Origin of the sequence: Arthrobacter sp. C2 (genome assembly GCA_024207135.1) — a bacterium.
Classification (GTDB): domain Bacteria; phylum Actinomycetota; class Actinomycetes; order Actinomycetales; family Micrococcaceae; genus Paeniglutamicibacter.
Window position 1 is genome coordinate 4172164 of sequence record CP042428.1, and the last position, 16532, is coordinate 4188695.

The window sequence follows — 16532 nt, forward strand, 5'->3', positions numbered from 1 at the left end:
GTGCGGGGTGCGTGGTGCTTGGTGGCGGCTAGAGCTTGGCGACGATGTCTGCCAGCAGCGCGGAGATCCGCGGGCCGGCGGATTGGCCCGCCTCGATGACCTCTTCGTGGCTCAGCGCGGTGGCCGAGATGCCGGCGGCCAGGTTGGTGACCAGCGAGATCCCGAAGACCTCCATGCCCGCGTGGCGTGCGGCGATGGCCTCCAGGGCGGTGGACATGCCCACCAGGTCGGCGCCGATCACCTTGGCGTAGCGCACCTCGGCGGGGGTCTCGTAGTGCGGTCCGGTGAACTGCGCGTACACGCCCTCGTCCAGGGACGGGTCCACCTGCCGGGCCAGGTCCCGGATGCGCGGGGAATACAGGTCGGTCAAATCCACGAACGTCGCACCCTCCAGCGGGGAGGTGCCGGTGAGGTTGAGGTGGTCGGAGATCAGCACCGGGGTGCCCGGGGTCCACGCGGGGTTCAGCCCGCCGCAGCCGTTGGTCAGCACCAGGGTCTTGGCACCCGCCGCGGCGGCGGTGCGCACCCCGTGGACCACCGCGCGCACGCCCTTGCCCTCGTAGAAGTGGGTGCGCGCGCCGAGCACCAGCACGCGCTTGCCGCCGGCGGTGAGCACCGAGGAAATCGTGCCCACGTGCCCGGGCACCGCGGCTGCATGGAAGCCGGGAAGCTCGGTGGCATCGATGCGGTGGGTGGTTTCGCCGACCAGGTTCGCCGCCTCGCCCCAGCCGGAACCGAGCACCAGGGCAATGTCGTGGGTCGGGACGCCGGTGAGTTCGGCGATCTTGGCGGCGGCGGCGTTGGCCAGGTCAAAGGGGGCGGATTCGTTGTTGATCACGGGGTTAAACCTACCGGCGGAACCCCGCCTTGTCAGGTGGGAGGGGCCCGGTGCCGCCGGCCCGCCCTGCGAGCGGCCGATTGCCGTCCGTGCCCCAGCGTGTGCGTTGTGCACTTAACCGCGCGGTAGGGAAGAATGGGGGATCGTGAGTGCACAACGCGATTTCAATTCCCCCAGGCTTGTAATTCTCGGCGGTGGCCCCGGTGGCTACGAGGCCGCGATGGTTGGCGCCCAACTCGGCGCCCAGGTCACCATCGTCGAACGGGCGGGGATGGGAGGCTCGGCCGTGCTGACCGACGTCGTCCCGTCCAAGACCCTCGTGGCCACGGCCGATGCCATGCGCCGGGTGGTCGGGGCACGCGAATTCGGCGTCCAGCTCGGGGATGCCAATGCCGTGGCCGTGGCCGACCTCTCGGTCATGAACGCCCGCCTGCTGGAGCTGGCCCGCGAGCAGTCCTCGGACATCCACGTGGGCCTGGAGCGCGTCGGGGTACGCGTGGTCATCGGCGAGGGCAAGCTGCTCGACGCCTCCCGGGTTGTGGTCTCCCGTGCCGACGGCAGCACCGAGACCATCGAGGCCGACGCGCTGCTGGTTTCCGTTGGCGCCCACCCGCGCGAGCTGCCCACCGCGATTCCCGACGGGGAACGCATCTTCAACTGGACCCAGGTCTACAACCTCAAGGAAATCCCCGAGCACCTGATCGTCGTCGGTTCCGGTGTCACCGGCGCCGAATTCGCCTCGGCCTACAACCTCTTGGGCACCAAGGTCACCCTGGTCTCCTCGCGTGACCGCGTGCTTCCCGGCGAGGATGCCGACGCCGCCGAGGTCCTCGAGGAGGCCTTCAAGCTCAACGGCGTCAACGTCGTGGCCAAGTCCCGCGCCGAGGCCGTGGAACGCGACGGCGACTCCGTCAGGGTCACCCTGGGCGACGGCCAGGTCATCGTGGGCAGCCACTGCCTGGTGGCCGTCGGTTCGATCCCCAACACCGCCGGCATCGGGCTGGAGGAGGCCGGCATCAAGCTCTCCGAGTCCGGCCACATCCAGGTCGACGGCGTGTCGCGCACCACCGCCACCAACGTCTACGCCGCGGGCGACTGCACCGGGGTGTTCGCGCTGGCCTCGGTCTCCGCGATGCAGGGCCGCATTGCCATGGCGCACCTCCTGGGCGACTCGGTCAAGCCGCTGAAGCTCAACGAGGTTTCCTCCAACATCTTCACCTCCCCGGAAATCGCCACGGTCGGCGTCACCGAGCGGATGGTCGACGAGGGCAAGTACCAGGCCGACATCATCAAGCTGGACCTGGCGACCAATGCCCGGGCCAAGATGATGAACGTGACCCAGGGCTTCGTGAAGATCATTGCGCGCCGCGGCTCCGGAACCGTCATCGGCGGCGTGGTGGTCGCCCCGCGCGCCTCCGAGCTGATCTTCCCGATCGCGTTGGCGGTGCACAACAAGCTGCACGTCGATGACATTGCCGAGACCTTCTCGGTCTACCCCTCGCTTTCGGGCTCCATCTCCGAGGCGGCCCGCCGCCTCCACGTCCACCTCTAGGGACCTTCCGCCGGTACGCCGGCACCGTGGCCCAACCGCCGCAATGTGCGCCAACCTTGGGGCCCGTTGCGGCGGTTCGTTCCCTTTAAGCCCGGGTTCGGGGCCGCCCCGTGGCATGCTGGGGGCTCGGAACGGGTGAGACTCACAGCACACTTGTCCAAATAGTGGAAGGACTGTCCGAAGGGTGGACGTCCAGCCTAAACTTGACTCCTAGTAACTTGCAGGAACCCACCAAGAGAATCACGAGCCCATGTCCAACAAGACCGCGGTCGTCGCACCGAAGGAAAACACACGCGGACGCGTGTTGTTTGCCAGCCTCATCGGCACCACCATTGAATTTTTCGACTTCTACGCCTATGCGACCGCATCGGTGCTGGTTTTCCCGACGCTGTTCTTCCCGAACGCCTCGAACGTCAACGCGATCCTGTCCTCGTTCGCGATCTTCGGCGTGGCCTTCGTGGCCCGCCCGGTGGGCTCGGTGCTCTTCGGGCACTTCGGTGACAAGATCGGCCGCAAGGGCACCCTGGTGGCCTCGCTGCTGCTGATGGGCATCGCCACCTTCCTGATCGGCTTCCTGCCCCCGGCGCAGGGCAACTTCGTGGTGCTTGCGCCGCTGATGCTGGTGCTGCTGCGCTTCGCCCAGGGCCTGGCCCTCGGCGGGGAATGGTCCGGTGCCGCGTTGCTGGCCACCGAGAACGCCCCGGCCAACAAGCGCGCCATCTACGGCACGTTCCCGCAGCTGGGCGCGCCGATCGGTTTCATCATCGCCAACCTGATGTTCGTGGGCCTGCAGCTGGGCCTGACCCCGGAGCAGTTCATGTCCTGGGGCTGGCGCGTGCCGTTTATCCTCTCGGCCGTGATGGTCGCCGTGGGCCTGTGGGTCCGCCTGAAGCTGGTCGAGTCCGTGGCCTTCACGAAGGTCGTTGACCAGAAGAAGGTCGCCAAGTCCCCGTTCAAGACCACCATGAAGTACCACTGGCGCCCGGTGCTCGCCGGCACCTTCATCATGCTGGCCACCTACGTGCTCTTCTACCTGATGACCGCGTTCACACTGACCTACGGCACCGCCCCGGCCACCGTCGAGGCCGCCCGCGCCGCTGCCGAGGCCAAGGGCAAGGTCTTCGACGCCGCCGCCGAGGCCGCCTTCGCCCCGGGCCTGGGCATCGCCCGCCCCGAGTTCCTCACGATGCTGATCATCGGCGTGGTCTTCTTCGGCATCTTCACCCTGGTCTCCGGGCCGCTGGCCGAGAAGTTCGGCCGCCGCAAGTTCCTGATGTACGTGACCGGCGGCATCCTCGTCTTCGGCCTGGCCTGGACCCTGATGTTTGGCCCGGGCAAGGGCGCGGCCATGGTCGGCCTGGTTGTCGGCTTCACGCTGATGGGTGCGACGTTCGGCCCGATGGCCGCCTACCTGCCCGAGCTGTTCCCGTCGAACGTGCGCTACACCGGCTCTGCCATCGCCTACAACATGTCCTCGGTCATCGGCGCGGCACCGGCCTCGTTCGTGGCCATCGCGCTGTGGCAGTTCGGCGGCGGCAACACCGTCTGGGTCGGCGCCTACCTGGCGCTCGGCGCGGTGCTCACGCTCGTCGCCCTGTTCCTGACCAAGGACACCAAGGACGTCGACTACGAGAACAACGTCTCCTAGCGACAACTGCCGACGCTGCCCGCCCTCCCCACGGAGGGCGGGCAGCGTGCGTTGACGCCGGGGCTACTCGCCCACGGTCCCGTCGAGGCATTCGCGCAGCAGGTCCGCGTGTCCGTTGTGCCGGGAGTACTCCTCGATGAGGTGCACCAGGATCCAGCGCACAGACACCATCCCGTGGTGCCCGGCCTCCACCGCACGCTCCAGCGGCTCCGAGCCCAGTGCGGCATCGGCGAAGGCCGTCTCGGCCTTCCAGGCGGCGAGGGGCAGCTCCACCATCCGGTCATCGGGCTCCGGGAAGTCGAAGTCGGTGTCGTTTCCGTCCGGGCCCCAGTACAGCGGCGGCGCCGGGTCGCCGGCCAGGCACGTGCGGACCCAGAATCGTTCCACATCGCCCAGGTGCCGCACCAGGCCCAGTAGGGACAACCCGGAGGGCAGCACCGCGCGGGTGCCCAGCGCCGTCGCGGTGAGCCCCGCGCACTTGAGCTCCAGGGTGCGGCGCTGGTAGTCCAGGAACGCCAGCAGCGTCTCGCGCTCGCTGGCGCACGGTGGCGGGTCGGTGCGCGGGTCCGGTGCGCCCGCCGCCTTCATTTCTGCCGTCATGGCCACCAGCCTAGGGCCCGTCACCCGTTCCGTGGGCGAAGGCCCGCTCGGATGCCCGGCGGGAACCCGGCGCCACCGCGCCGGCCCAACAAGGGGGTGGCCGGGCAACGCAACGGGGCGGCCCGGCCTTCGCATGGAAGACCGGGCCGCCCCGTTCGGTGCGGTGTGCGGGCGTGGTCAGTCGCCGATGGAGGCCAGCACGGCCCCTGCCGAGACGGTGTCGCCCGGAACGGCGCTGAGCCCGGAGACCACGCCGTCGCAGTGCGCGGTCAGCGGCTGTTCCATCTTCATGGCCTCCAGGACCACGATCAAATCGCCCTCGGAGACGGTGTCACCGTCGGCCACGGCCACCTTGACGATGGTGCCCTGCATGGGGGAGACCAGGTCCGCCCCGGAGCTGCCGGCGGCGGCGGTGGAACGCGAGGAGCGCTTCTTCTTCCGCGTCTTGCCGTTGGACGAGGAGGACACGGTGCCCAGGGACGCGGGCAGCACGACCTCCAGGCGCTTGCCGCCGACCTCGACGGTGATGGCGTTGCGGCCCTCGTCCTCACCGGGGGTGCCCGCGGTGGATGGGTCCCAGGCGGGGATCTCGTTGGAGAACTCGGTCTCGATCCAGCGGGTGTGGATGGAGAACGGGCCCGACTCCGGGGTGAACGCCGGATCGGCCATCACTGCGCGGTGGAAGGGCAGCACCGTGGGCATGCCCTCGATGCGGAACTCGTCCAGTGCGCGGCGGGCGCGGGCGGCGGCCTGGGCGCGGGTGGCGCCGGTGACGATGAGCTTGGCGATCATCGAGTCGAAGTTCCCCGAGACGGTTTCCCCGGCCTCGACGCCCGAGTCGATGCGCACGCCCGGCCCGGTGGGCAGGTTCATGGTGGTGATGGTGCCCGGCGCCGGCATGAAGCCGCGCCCGGCGTCCTCGCCGTTGATGCGGAACTCGAAGGAGTGCCCGCGCACCTCGGGGTCGGTGTAGCCCAGCTCCTCGCCGCGGGCCAGCCGGAACTGCTCGCGCACCAGGTCGATGCCGGTGACTTCCTCGGAGATGGTGTGCTCGACCTGCAGGCGGGTGTTGACCTCCAGGAAGGAGATGACCCCGTCCTGGCCCACGAGGAACTCGCAGGTGCCCGCTCCCACGTAGCCGGCCTCGCGCATGATGGCCTTGGATGCCTCGTAGAGGCGGGCGTTCTGCTCGTCGCTGAGGAACGGCGCGGGGGCCTCCTCTACGAGCTTCTGGTTGCGGCGCTGCAGCGAGCAGTCGCGGGTGGAAACCACCACGACGTTGCCGTGCGCATCGGCCAGGCACTGGGTCTCCACGTGGCGCGGGGCATCCAGGAAGCGTTCGACGAAGCACTCGCCGCGCCCGAAGGCGGCAACCGCCTCGCGGACCGCCGAGTCGTAGGACTCCGCGATTTCCTCGCGGTTGCGCACGACCTTGATGCCGCGCCCGCCGCCGCCGTAGGCGGCCTTGATGGCCAGCGGCAGCCCGTGCTCATCGGCGAAGGCCAACACCTCGTCGGTGGATGCGACCGGGTCCTTGGTGCCCGGCACCAGCGGTGCGCCGACCTTTTCGGCCAGGTGGCGGGCCCGGACCTTGTCGCCGAGCTGGTCGATGGCCGACGGAGGCGGGCCGATCCAGGTCAGCCCGGCGTCGATGACGGCCTGGGCGAAGATGGCGTTCTCCGCCAGGAATCCGTAGCCCGGGTGCACCGAGTCCGCGCCGGAGCGCTTGGCGACCTCGAGGATCTTGGTGATGTCCAGGTAGGACTCCGCGGCGGTGGAACCACCCAGGGAGTAGGCCTCGTCGGCCAGGCGGGAATGCAAGGCATCGCGGTCCGGTTCGGCGTACACGGCAACCGATCCAATCCCCTCATCGCGGGCGGCGCGGATGATGCGTACGGCGATTTCTCCGCGATTGGCGATGAGAACCTTCGTCAACTGACTCATGGCAGGGGTTATCTCCTTAAATATGCTCTTGTGGAGCCTACCTGCGTTTGTGGGATGTGCACCCCCAAAACCCCCTGTGTCGGGAGTAGGTCGTGATTTCTTTGTAGGAGTCCTACAAGGGACCGCCGTTGCGGCCGGTGGCTCCCGCGGCCCGGGAGGCGCCTATGCCTGCGCCCGGGCCTTCCTTCGGCCGGCGGCGCTCGTTGATGCCCACGCCGCGCCGAGCATGGCCCCCATCGAAGAGCCCATGACGACCATTCCGGCGCTGTCCTTGAGCAGCCCGCAGGCGACCAGGACCGCCATGCAGGCGATTCCTGCGGCGAAGCCGGTCCAGGCGTACTGCGCTGAGTTGCTGCGGCCCTGGGTGCTGTTCCTGGTGTCCATGGGGGTGGTCCTCCTGGTTGGCGTGTTCACCCAGCCTAGAAACTACTTTCCATTTTAGCAAGTAGTTTCTGGAAATATTTCAGGACTCGTCGCGCGAGGGACCTGTTGCGGGCGTTCGGTGCCTACCTTGGCGGGTTAACCGCCCGAGGGGCCCGCACCTGGTGCGGGCCCCTCGGAGCGTGCAAGGCGTGGCTAGACCCAGACGTCGGAGATCGACAGCCCGGCCTCGTGCAGCAGCTCGCGCAGCGTGGCCACGTTCAGCCCGATCACGGTGTGCGGGTTGCCCTCGATGCTGCGGATGAAGGCTGCCCCGCGCCCGTCGATGGTGAACCCGCCGGCGCACGGCAGCGGCTCTCCGGTGGCCACGTAGGCGGCGATCTCCTCCGCGCCGACCTGCTCGAAGTCCACGCGGGTGGAGGATACGGCGCCGATGGTCGCCCCGGACCCGCCGTCTTCGTCTTCCTCGGAGCGGTTGTCGATGAGCCAGTGCCCGGTGTGCAGGATCCCGGACTTCCCGCTCATCGCCGCCCAGCGCTCGGTGGCGACTTCCGCGGTGTGCGGCTTGCCGTAGATGACGCCCTCGAATTCGAAGACCGAGTCGCAGCCCAGCACCACCGCACCGTCGGCCTCATCCGTGGAGGCGACGTCCTCGGCCTTGGACTTGGCCAGCAGCAGCGCGGTGTCAGCCGGGCCCAGCTCGCCGAAGCGCTGGACGGCGCTTGCCAGTGCCGCGTCCTCGTCGACCGCGGAGACCTGGACAGCGAAGTCGATGCCGGCGTCGGTGAGCACCTTGGCCCGTCCCGGGGAGGCCGAGGCCAGCACCAGCAAGGGCAGGTCCTCGGGATTCTCGATTTCACCGCGCGGATCGGTGGCGGCGTTGGCGCTGGGGTTCAGGTTCTGGCTCATGCATCAACCGTATCCCGGGCCGAGGGCGCCTGCGGCCCGTGCCCGTCGCCGCGGCCCGTATCCGGTGCCACGGACCCTTCCTGCCCGTCGGCGGCGAGCGCAGCGATCTTGGCGCCCTCCACGTCCACGTCCGGCAGGATCCGATCCAGCCAGCGCGGGATGTACCAGGCGCGGTGCCCCAGCAGGTGCATGATCGCCGGGGTCAGCGTCATGCGCACGATGAACGCATCGAAGAGCACGCCGATGGCCAGCGAGAACCCGATGGCCCGGATCATCGTCAGGTGCGAGAACACGAACCCGGCGAACACCGAGGTCATGATCAGGGCCGCGGCGGTGACCACCGGCGCGGAGTGGGCGAAGCCCGAGCGCACCGCGGCGCGCGCCGGCTGCCCGTGCGCGAAGGACTCGCGCATGCCGGCCACCAGGAACACCTGGTAGTCCATGGCCAGCCCGAACAGGATGCCGGTGAGCAGGATCGGCAGGAAGCTCATGATCGGCCCCGGCACGTTCACGTCGAAGAAGCCGCCGAGCCAACCGAACTGGTAGACCGCGACGGTGGCGCCGAAGGCGGCCAGCAGCGAGAGCAGGAAGCCCGCGGTGGCCAGCAGCGGCACCACGACCGAGCGGAAGACCAGCAGCAGCAGGACCAACGAGAGCCCCACGACGATGCCGATGTACATCGGCAGCGCCTCGGCGAGCTTCTCCGAGACGTCCACCTGCGCGGCGACCTGTCCGGTCACCGCGATGTGGGCACCGGTCGCCTGCTCGATTCCCGGGGCCGCGTCGCGCAGCGCGTGCACCAGGGCCTCGGTTTCGGCGCTGGCCGGCCCCGCATCCGGGATCACCTGGATCGCTCCGAGGTTCCGTGCGTCGTTGACCTGTACCGGGATCGCCGCCACGACGCCCGGGATGTTGCGCACGGCGTCGGCAACATCGAGGTTCGCCGCATCCGCGCCGCGGGCATCCAGCCCGGCCGGCAGGTCGGCGAGCACCAGCAGCGGGCCGTTGTAGCCGGCCCCGAACGCGTCGCTCATCTGCTCGTACGCCTTGTAGGCGCCCGAATCCACCGGTTCGGCGCTGCCGTCGGGCAGCGCAGTGCGCAGCTGCAGGGCCGGCAGTGCCACGATGGCCAGGAGCGCGATGGACGCGATGGCGGCGATCCACGGGCGGCGGGTGACCACCGCGCCCCAGCCGCGGTTGCCCGCGTCGTTGCGCGGGGCCCGCGTCTGCCCCGCGCCGGCCGCATCCCGGCGGGCCCAGGCCCGCCTGGACACCAGCTTCGTGCCGATGAACCCCAGCAGCGCCGGGGTCAGCGTGATCGCGATCAGCACCGCCATCATCACGGTGAACGCGGCGGAGAAGCCCAGCACGGCCAGGAACGGGAGCCCCGGCACGGCCAGCGCGGAGAGCGCGATGACCACGGTCAGCCCGGCAAACACCACGGCGTTGCCGCTGGTGCCGGTGGCCCGGGCGATGGATTCGCCCAGCGGCACGCCCTCCAACAGCTGGCGGCGGTGCCGGTGCACGATGAACAGCGAGTAGTCGATGCCCACCGCCAACCCCAGCATCAGCGCCAGGGCAGGGGTGATCGAGGCCATGTCGATGAGCGAGGACAGCGCGAGGGTTCCTCCGACGCCGGCGCCCACGCCGAGCACCGCCATGAGCAGCGGCAGCCCGGCAGCGACCAGCGTGCCGAGCATGACCAGCAGCACCGCGGCGGCCACGGCCAGGCCGATGATTTCCGCGGCCCCGAAGATCGAGGAAAGGTCCTGCAGGATCTCCTTGGAGAAGAGCACCTCGACCCCGGCGGCTTCGGGCGCCGCGGCAATGGACTGGATGTCGGCGCGCTGCGCGGTGGAAAGCGCGTCGGTCGAGCCGACGAAGGTCACGTGCGCCACGGCGGTGGAACCGTCCGCGGAGATGAAGCGCATGCCCGCCGAGGCGCCGGCCTGGCGTTCGGCGAACGCCAGTTCGGCCCGTCCGGCGGCCAGGTCCTTGGCACCGGTCTCAAGCTTCTCCTCGGCTTCGGGCAGCGCCGCGGTCTTTTCGTCCACGGTCTTTTGCCCGGCGAGAAGCTTGGCCTGGTTCTCCTCGATGGTCTTCTGGCCCGCGGCCAGCTTGGCGGCATTGGCGTCGATCTCGGCCTGCCCGGCACTCAACTGCGCCCGGCCGGCGGAGATCTTCGCCGCTGCGGCCTGGATCCTGGAGCGGTTGGCGGCCAGTTCCTTGGCCCCGGCGTCCAGTTTCGCCTTGGCTGGGGGAAGCTTCGCGGCGCCCGCCTCCAGCTCGGCCTGCTTGGCCTTCAGCGTCGCCTGCCCGGTGGCCAGTTCCTTGGCCCCGGCATCGAGCTTCGCCTTGGCGGCGTCCAGGGCCTTCAGGCCCTCGAGGCCCTGGGTGACCTGGGCGAGGGTGCCTTCCAGGGATTCCTTCTGCTTGAGCAGCCCGGCCTTTTGCCCGTTCAGGGTTGCGAGCGTTTCCTCCAGCGTGGCGATGTCCTGCTCGGCGGCCTGCTTCTTCGCGTCGGTGTCGGCATTCTTGAGCGCAGTCTTAGCGGCTTGGAGTTGCTGCTTTGTCCTGGCGATCCCGGTGTCCAGGTCCTTGATCCCCGCATCCAGTTTGGCCAGCCCGGCGGTGGCTTGCTGCTTGCCGGCTGCCAGCTGCTTCTCCACGGTGGCGCGGGACTGGCCCTCCAGGATGGCCTTCATGCCGGCGTCGTGCTGCGCCCGCCCGGTGGCCAGTTCCTTGGCGGCGGTATCGAGCTTGGCCGCTCCGGCGGCCAGTGCCTTGTGGCCATCGGCGACCTGCTTCGCCCCTGCCTGGTACTCGCGGTTGCCCGCATCCCACTTCTTTTGCCCGGCTGCCAGCTGGCCCTGGCCGTTCTTGAGCGCGGCGGCGCCGGTGGCCAGTTCCCTGGCGGCGGCATCGAGCTTCGCCTGTCCCGCGGCCAGTTGCGTGCGGCCTTCGGCGAGTTCCTTCTTGGCATCGCCCAGCTGCACGCGCCCGGAGTCGAGGCCGTCCTGCGCCTCGGCCAGCTGCTTCTTGCCCTCGGCCAGTTGTTTCTTGCCGTCGGCCAGCTGCGTGGCGGCGTCGTCGAGCTTGGCCTGCCCCTCGGCGAGCTTCGGCTTGGCCTCGTCGAGCTGTTTTTGCAGCGCGAAGGGCTTGGCGACCTCGGTGATCTCGGACTGGGAGGCCAGGTCTTCCAGCGAGGATTCGATGGCCCGGTGCTGGGCGGGGCTCAGCGCCTCGCCGTCCTGGGTGCGGAAGACGATGGACCCGGTGCCGCCGGCCAGCTCGGGCATCTCGACCTTCATCCGGTCCAGCGTGCGCTGGGTTTCGGTGCCGGGGATGGTGAAGGTGTTGGACAGCTTGCCCATGAAGGCGCCGGCGCACAGGCCGATGGCCAGCAGCAGGACGGCCCAGATGCCCACCACGGCCCAGCGCCTGCGGTAGGCCAGTGCACCCAGTCGGTAAAGGAAGGAAGCCATGGTCTTTTAGGCCTTTCGTGTGTGCTGTGCACGTTGTTGCAGGGAGGGGAAGCCGTCGCGCAATTGGGCGATGGCCTCGGCGAGGGTGGCGCGCAGCAGGTGCGTGCGGCGCGGATCGGCGGGGTCCGGGGTGGCGGCGAGTTCGCGGGACCACTGGGCGAAGGCGGCCTTGCCGGCGCCGATGACGCAGTGGGCGAAGACCGTGGCGGCCAGCGGGGTGCCCTGCGGTGCGCGGGCGGTGATGATCCCGGTGAGCGCCTCGGCGCAGTCGTTCCACGCCTCCAGCTGCATCCGGGCCATCTGCGGGTGCTCGGAGGCCAGCAGGTACAGGTTGGCGATGGGCTCGAGCAGTGCCGGGTCCACGAGGGATTCGACCGTCGTCACCGCGGCGGAGAGCAGGTCCAGCTCCGGGTCCAGCTCGTCGAGCACGGCCACGGCGTTTTCCAGCAAGAGCTTGGTCGGCTCGTTCAGGGCCGCCTCGATCGAGGGGAAGTAGTTGAAGAAGGTGCGGCGGGAGACCCCGGCGGCGTCGGCAACGGACTCGGCGGTCAGTGCGGCATAGCCGGCGGATTCCAGTTGGGCGAAGGCCGCCTGGACGATGGCTGCCCGGGTGGCGGCCTTGTTCAGTTCGCGCCGCGAGGGCGGGGGCATGGGGGAGTGGCTCACCTTTCTACACTACGTGCAAACTTGCATGCCGTGCAATTTTATTGGCGATTTCCCGCCGGCCCCACGACAGGGGGCGGTTCCCGGGCACAACAAAGGGCGGGCCGCCCGGCGCCCGGGGATGTTGCATCCCGGGAACCAGGCGACCCGCCCTGGTGAAAAAATCGTGACTACCGCACGGCGTTGCGGCTAATTGGCCCGGGCCGGCTGCGGCTCGCGCGCCTGGGCGTCGGTGGCCGCCTTGAACTCGTCGTTGAACGGGTCGCCGTGGCGCGGTGCGTTGTACAGCTCCTCGTCCAGGATGCCTTCGCGCTTGGCGACGATGGCCGGCACCAGGGCCTGCCCGGCGACGTTGACCGCGGTGCGGCCCATGTCAAGGATCGGGTCGACGGCCAGGATCAGTCCGACGCCTGCCAGCGGCAGTCCGACGGTGGACAGCGTCAAGGTCAACATGACCACCGCGCCGGTGGTTCCGGCCGTGGCTGCCGAGCCCAGCACCGAGACCATGGCGATCAGCAGGTAGTCGGTCAGGCCCAGGTCGATGCCGAAGAACTGGGCGACGAAGATCGCGGAGATCGCCGGATAGATCGCGGCGCAGCCGTCCATCTTGGTCGTGGCGCCCAGCGGCACGGCGAAGGAGGCATAGCCCGAGGGCACGCCCAGGTTGCGCTCGGTCACGCGCTGGGTCAGCGGCAGGGTGCCGATGGAGGAACGGGAGACGAAGGCCAGCTGCACGGCGGGCCAGACGCCGGAGAAGTACTGCTTGATGCTCAGGCCGTGGGCGCGGACCAGCACCGGGTAGAGGCCGAAGATCACCAGCGCCAGGCCGATGTAGATGGCCAGGGTGAACTTGCCCAGCGCGCCGATGGTGTCCCAGCCGTAGGTGGCCACGGCGTTGCCGATCAGGCCCACGGTGCCCAGCGGGGCCAGGCGGATGATCCACCAGAGGACCTTTTGGATGACGGCCAGGGTGGCGGCGGAGAAGTCCAGGAACGGGCGGGCGGCGTCGCCCACCTTGAGTGCCGCGATGCCCACGGTGATGGCAATGACCAGCACCTGCAGCACGTTGAAGCTGAGCGCGGTGGTCACATCCCCGCCCTCTGCAACCTTGGTCGTTGCGCCGAGGCCCAGGAAGTTCGACGGGATGAGCCCGATCAGGAATGCCCACCAGTCGCCGGTGCGCCCGTCGTATTCGGGAGGGGCGCTTTGTCCGGTGCCGGCGCCGGGGCGAAGCACGGTGCCCAGCACCATGCCGATGACTACCGAGATGGCCGAGGTGATGGCGAACCAGAGGATGGTCTGCCAGGCCAGGCGTGCCGCATTGGTCACCTTGGCCAAGTTGGCGATGGATGCCACGACCGCGAAGAAGATCAGTGGGATGACCGCCGCCTTGAGCAGCGAGATGTAGCTGGACCCGAGCGTGGCCAGCGTGGTGCCCAGTCCGGTCGGGGTGTCCGCGGTGTGGCCGGTGTACTTGGCCAGCAGGCCAAGACCAAGACCCAGGACCAGGGCAATGATGATTTGCGGGCCGAATGCGGTGGCCCAAGCTGGGATGCGCCTCGTGGGCGTCGTATTGGAGGTAGTCACGCTACGAAGCTAGGCGGTGGACCATAGCAAAGGATAGCCAGTATTGAGCAATGTTACGCAAAAGTCCTCCCCAGCGGTTTATTGCGGGGATTTTGTGTTCCATTACATAGCGGTGCGCCCCGGTGTTAAGCTGATCTTTCAAGCAATCGGTTTGTATGTTACTTGTTCGTGCCCGCGGTAAATGCAGGACTCGGGGCCCGATGAATCGCAGCTGGGGAACGGAGGCCGGAACGCATGATCTGGGGAAAATTCGACGACACGCTGTCCAGGCCACGCCTCGAGCGCCTGCTTGACCAGGCGGTGGCATCTTCGGCAGTGATCGCCAGGGCACCGCGCGGCGCCGGCAAGCGCGTAGCCGTTCGCGACTGGCTGTCCCGGCGTGACCCCCAGGCCCGGAGCTGGAGCTGGATCAATTGCAGCGAGCTCGAGGAGCCGCTGGACCTCGTGCTGGCCAAGCATTATGAGGCGGCCGCCGACCCGGACTCGCACCTGGTCGTACTCGAGGACTGCACCGCGGCGTTCAACGGCCGCCTCACCGGCTTCGTGCAGCAGATGGCACGCGAGCATCCCGGGCGACGCGCGCTGGTGCTCACCACCGAATACCTTGACCTCGAGCGCCGGCGCACGCTGCTGCCGTTCGAAGTGGCCGTGGTTCCGCCACATGAATTCCGCTTTACCCCAGATGAGGCGGCGGACTATTTCCGGGGTAGCGCGCTCGAGCGTTTCGCCGAGCCGTTGTGCCTCGATTTGTGCGGTACACCGCAACTCATGCGCATGGCCAAGCTCCGGGCGCAGACCATGCGCGCTCCGGAGCCGGCGCAGGCGCGGGTCAAGCAGGGCAAACACGCTTCGCCGCTGGGCCCGCCGATGCCAGCACTGCTGGAACTGGACCCGCCGGCCCGGGCGTTTCTGGCCGAAGTGAATGCCGCGGTGGACCGCGACCTGAAGGCGATGCTGGAAAGCGAAGCACTCGAGCCCGGACAGCTCGACTTCCTTGCGGTGCTCGCCGTGCCCACCACGGTGCCCCGGGCGTTGCTGCCGCTCGTGGCCGAAAACCACCTCGCGGCATGGTTGCCGGATTTGGAGAGCAGGGGCCTGGTCTATCGCTCGTCGCGGAACCCCGATGAGGAATACTGCCTGCACCCCGTGCTGCGCCGGGTGCTGACAAGCACCTACCTGGCCTCGGACAAGGACCGGCTGCGCTCGCTGCACCGGATTTGCGCACGGTACGAGATGACCCATGGGTCCGCATTCCGGGCGCTGCGCCACGCGTTGGCCGCGCCGGACCACCAGCTGGCCTCCGACATCCTGCGCATGCATGCGGACGAATACCTCGAGGGGGAACTGGGCACCCGCGGGTCGGTGCTGCTGGACGAACTGCCCCTGACGGTGCTGGCGCGGTACCCGCTGCTGGCCATCTGCCTGGCGATCGCCTACAGCGCGACCGGGAAATTCAAGCTCAAGACCCTGGAACTGCTGGCCCTGGCCGCCACCGGCGCGCGCACGGTGGGGCGCAATGCCCCGCCCGCGGACAAGATGGTCATGGTCCTGATTGAATCGGTCGCGGCGAGGCTCAGCGGCATCGGCGAGCTGTCGGTCAAGACCGCACGCAGCGCCCTCGCGCTGCACCGCGACATGGCCCCGGCGCAGCGCGACGATCTGGGGCCGTTCGAGGGCCCGATGCTCGTCCAGCTGGCACTGAGCCTGCACGCCGGCGGTGCCCACGATGAGGCGCTCATCGCCGCCGAGCTGGGGGTCTCCGCAGACCAGCGGCACAACCGTGTCGACAACGACCATTACGCAACCACGGTCCAAGCCTATTTTTATACGCTCAGCGGGGACATCCACAAGGCGTCGGCACTGCTGGCCGAGTCCTTGCCCGAGCACTGGTCCAATCCCGCCACCAGCGCCTACTTCGCCACCCCTTTCAGGGCCGCGTCCTTCGTGTGCGCCATGGAGGAACAGCGTTTCGAGGATGCCGCACGCTGGGTGGAACTGCTGCGCATCGACCAGCACAACAACGAGTTCTGGCCGGCCATCCGGTTGGCCGAGGCGATACTGGCAGTGGTCACCGGCGAAACGACGGCGTCCCTGGTGCGGATGCAGGGCTACCTGGTGCGCGAACGCGAACAACCCGTGGCCCAGAAGTACGGCAAGCAGATGCTGGTTTCGGCCTCCTGCCTGCTGAACCTGGCGGTGGGTGATCCGGTCAATGCGTTGAAGGTCGCCGCCAAGTCCGTCTCGGAGACGTCGCGGACCTTGATGCAGGCGCGCGTGCGTCTGGCCCAGGGGGATGCCGCGGAGGTCCTGCGGCTATGCACCTCGCTGGGAGCGGTCGTGCAACCGCGCACCCGCTTCCAGCAGGCGGTCCTGGTTCTGGCCGCAACCCTGCAGCAAAACAACCGCCCCGCCATCGGTGGGGCCCTGCGCATGGTGGCCGCGCTGAGTGAGGAATACGGCCTGGGCATGGCCCTGAACCTGTTGCCCGCTCCTGACCTGGAGCGGATACTCGCCGAAGCCAGGGAACTGGGCATCACGCTGAAGGTCGAGACGAACACCGTCTCGAACATCCCCGGCGGCCTGGGCCGTGCGGTGCTCAGCGCCCGCGAACTGGCGGTGCTGGGGGAGCTGGTCTCCACTGGGAGTGCTGCCGAGATCGCCGAGCGGCAATTCGTCTCCGTGAACACGGTCAAGAGCCAGTTACGCAGCATCTACCGGAAGCTGGGGGTGTCCGACCGCGCCTCCGCACTGGAAGCGGCGCGCGTGCAGGGACTGATCCCGAGCAAGGACGTCGAAGCGGCCGATTAGGAAAGGGCGGACTGTCGGTCCGGAAGCGGCGAGGTCCGCAAGGTGAAACCCGAAGGGTTCGGGGGTGCATGCGGTGCCCGGGGCGGGGGCAGGGTTTCCACCAAACACAACTCGGAG

11 protein-coding genes are annotated in these 16532 nt (G+C 68.8%); 3 read left to right on the forward strand and 8 right to left on the reverse strand.

Features of this window, described 5'->3' with window-relative positions:
* Positions 1-28 precede the first annotated feature (28 nt).
* Positions 29-838, reverse strand: coding sequence for a purine-nucleoside phosphorylase (locus FPY90_RS19070; protein ID WP_071215513.1), 810 nt, complete (start codon positions 836-838; stop codon positions 29-31).
* Positions 839-983: 145 nt separating this feature from the next.
* Here FPY90_RS19070 and FPY90_RS19075 point away from each other — a divergent pair, with 145 nt between their 5' ends.
* Entirely contained in the window at positions 984-2390 is a 1407-nt protein-coding gene (locus tag FPY90_RS19075; protein ID WP_498682787.1) for an NAD(P)H-quinone dehydrogenase, read from the forward strand.
* 250 nt (positions 2391-2640) lie between these two features.
* A complete protein-coding gene (locus FPY90_RS19080; protein ID WP_498682788.1) occupies positions 2641-4038 on the forward strand; it encodes an MFS transporter in 1398 nt (465 codons plus the stop codon).
* Positions 4039-4101: 63 nt separating this feature from the next.
* On the opposite strand, the gene FPY90_RS19085 is transcribed toward FPY90_RS19080, so the two are convergent.
* The 7 genes from FPY90_RS19085 to FPY90_RS19115 form a co-directional block, all read right to left on the reverse strand.
* Positions 4102-4638 carry a DinB family protein gene (locus tag FPY90_RS19085; protein WP_217641915.1) on the reverse strand — a complete coding sequence of 179 codons (537 nt, stop codon included), beginning with the start codon at positions 4636-4638 and terminating at the stop codon, positions 4102-4104.
* Between the two features lie 177 nt (positions 4639-4815).
* Complete coding sequence (locus FPY90_RS19090) at positions 4816-6582, reverse strand: acetyl/propionyl/methylcrotonyl-CoA carboxylase subunit alpha (protein WP_498682789.1); 1767 nt, start codon at positions 6580-6582, stop codon at positions 4816-4818.
* 162 nt (positions 6583-6744) lie between these two features.
* Positions 6745-6966 (reverse strand): hypothetical protein, encoded by a 222-nt coding sequence (locus FPY90_RS19095; protein WP_498682792.1) that lies wholly within the window; start codon positions 6964-6966, stop codon positions 6745-6747.
* 192 nt (positions 6967-7158) lie between these two features.
* A complete protein-coding gene (locus FPY90_RS19100; RefSeq protein WP_498682794.1) occupies positions 7159-7872 on the reverse strand; it encodes a Maf family protein in 714 nt (237 codons plus the stop codon).
* Positions 7869-11357 carry an MMPL family transporter gene (locus FPY90_RS19105; protein ID WP_498682795.1) on the reverse strand — a complete coding sequence of 1163 codons (3489 nt, stop codon included), beginning with the start codon at positions 11355-11357 and terminating at the stop codon, positions 7869-7871. The genes FPY90_RS19100 and FPY90_RS19105 overlap by 4 nt, the downstream gene beginning before the upstream one ends.
* A gap of 6 nt (positions 11358-11363) precedes the next feature.
* Positions 11364-12008 (reverse strand): TetR/AcrR family transcriptional regulator, encoded by a 645-nt coding sequence (locus FPY90_RS19110; RefSeq protein WP_071215519.1) that lies wholly within the window; start codon positions 12006-12008, stop codon positions 11364-11366.
* 201 nt (positions 12009-12209) lie between these two features.
* On the reverse strand, positions 12210-13607 hold the full coding sequence (locus tag FPY90_RS19115) for a dicarboxylate/amino acid:cation symporter (RefSeq protein WP_071215520.1): 1398 nt from the start codon (positions 13605-13607) through the stop codon (positions 12210-12212).
* A 234-nt stretch (positions 13608-13841) separates the two neighbouring features.
* Between FPY90_RS19115 and FPY90_RS19120 the strand changes: the two genes are divergently transcribed.
* Positions 13842-16415, forward strand: a complete 2574-nt coding sequence (locus FPY90_RS19120) for a helix-turn-helix transcriptional regulator (protein ID WP_498682797.1) — start codon at positions 13842-13844, stop codon at positions 16413-16415.
* Positions 16416-16532: the final 117 nt, after the last annotated feature.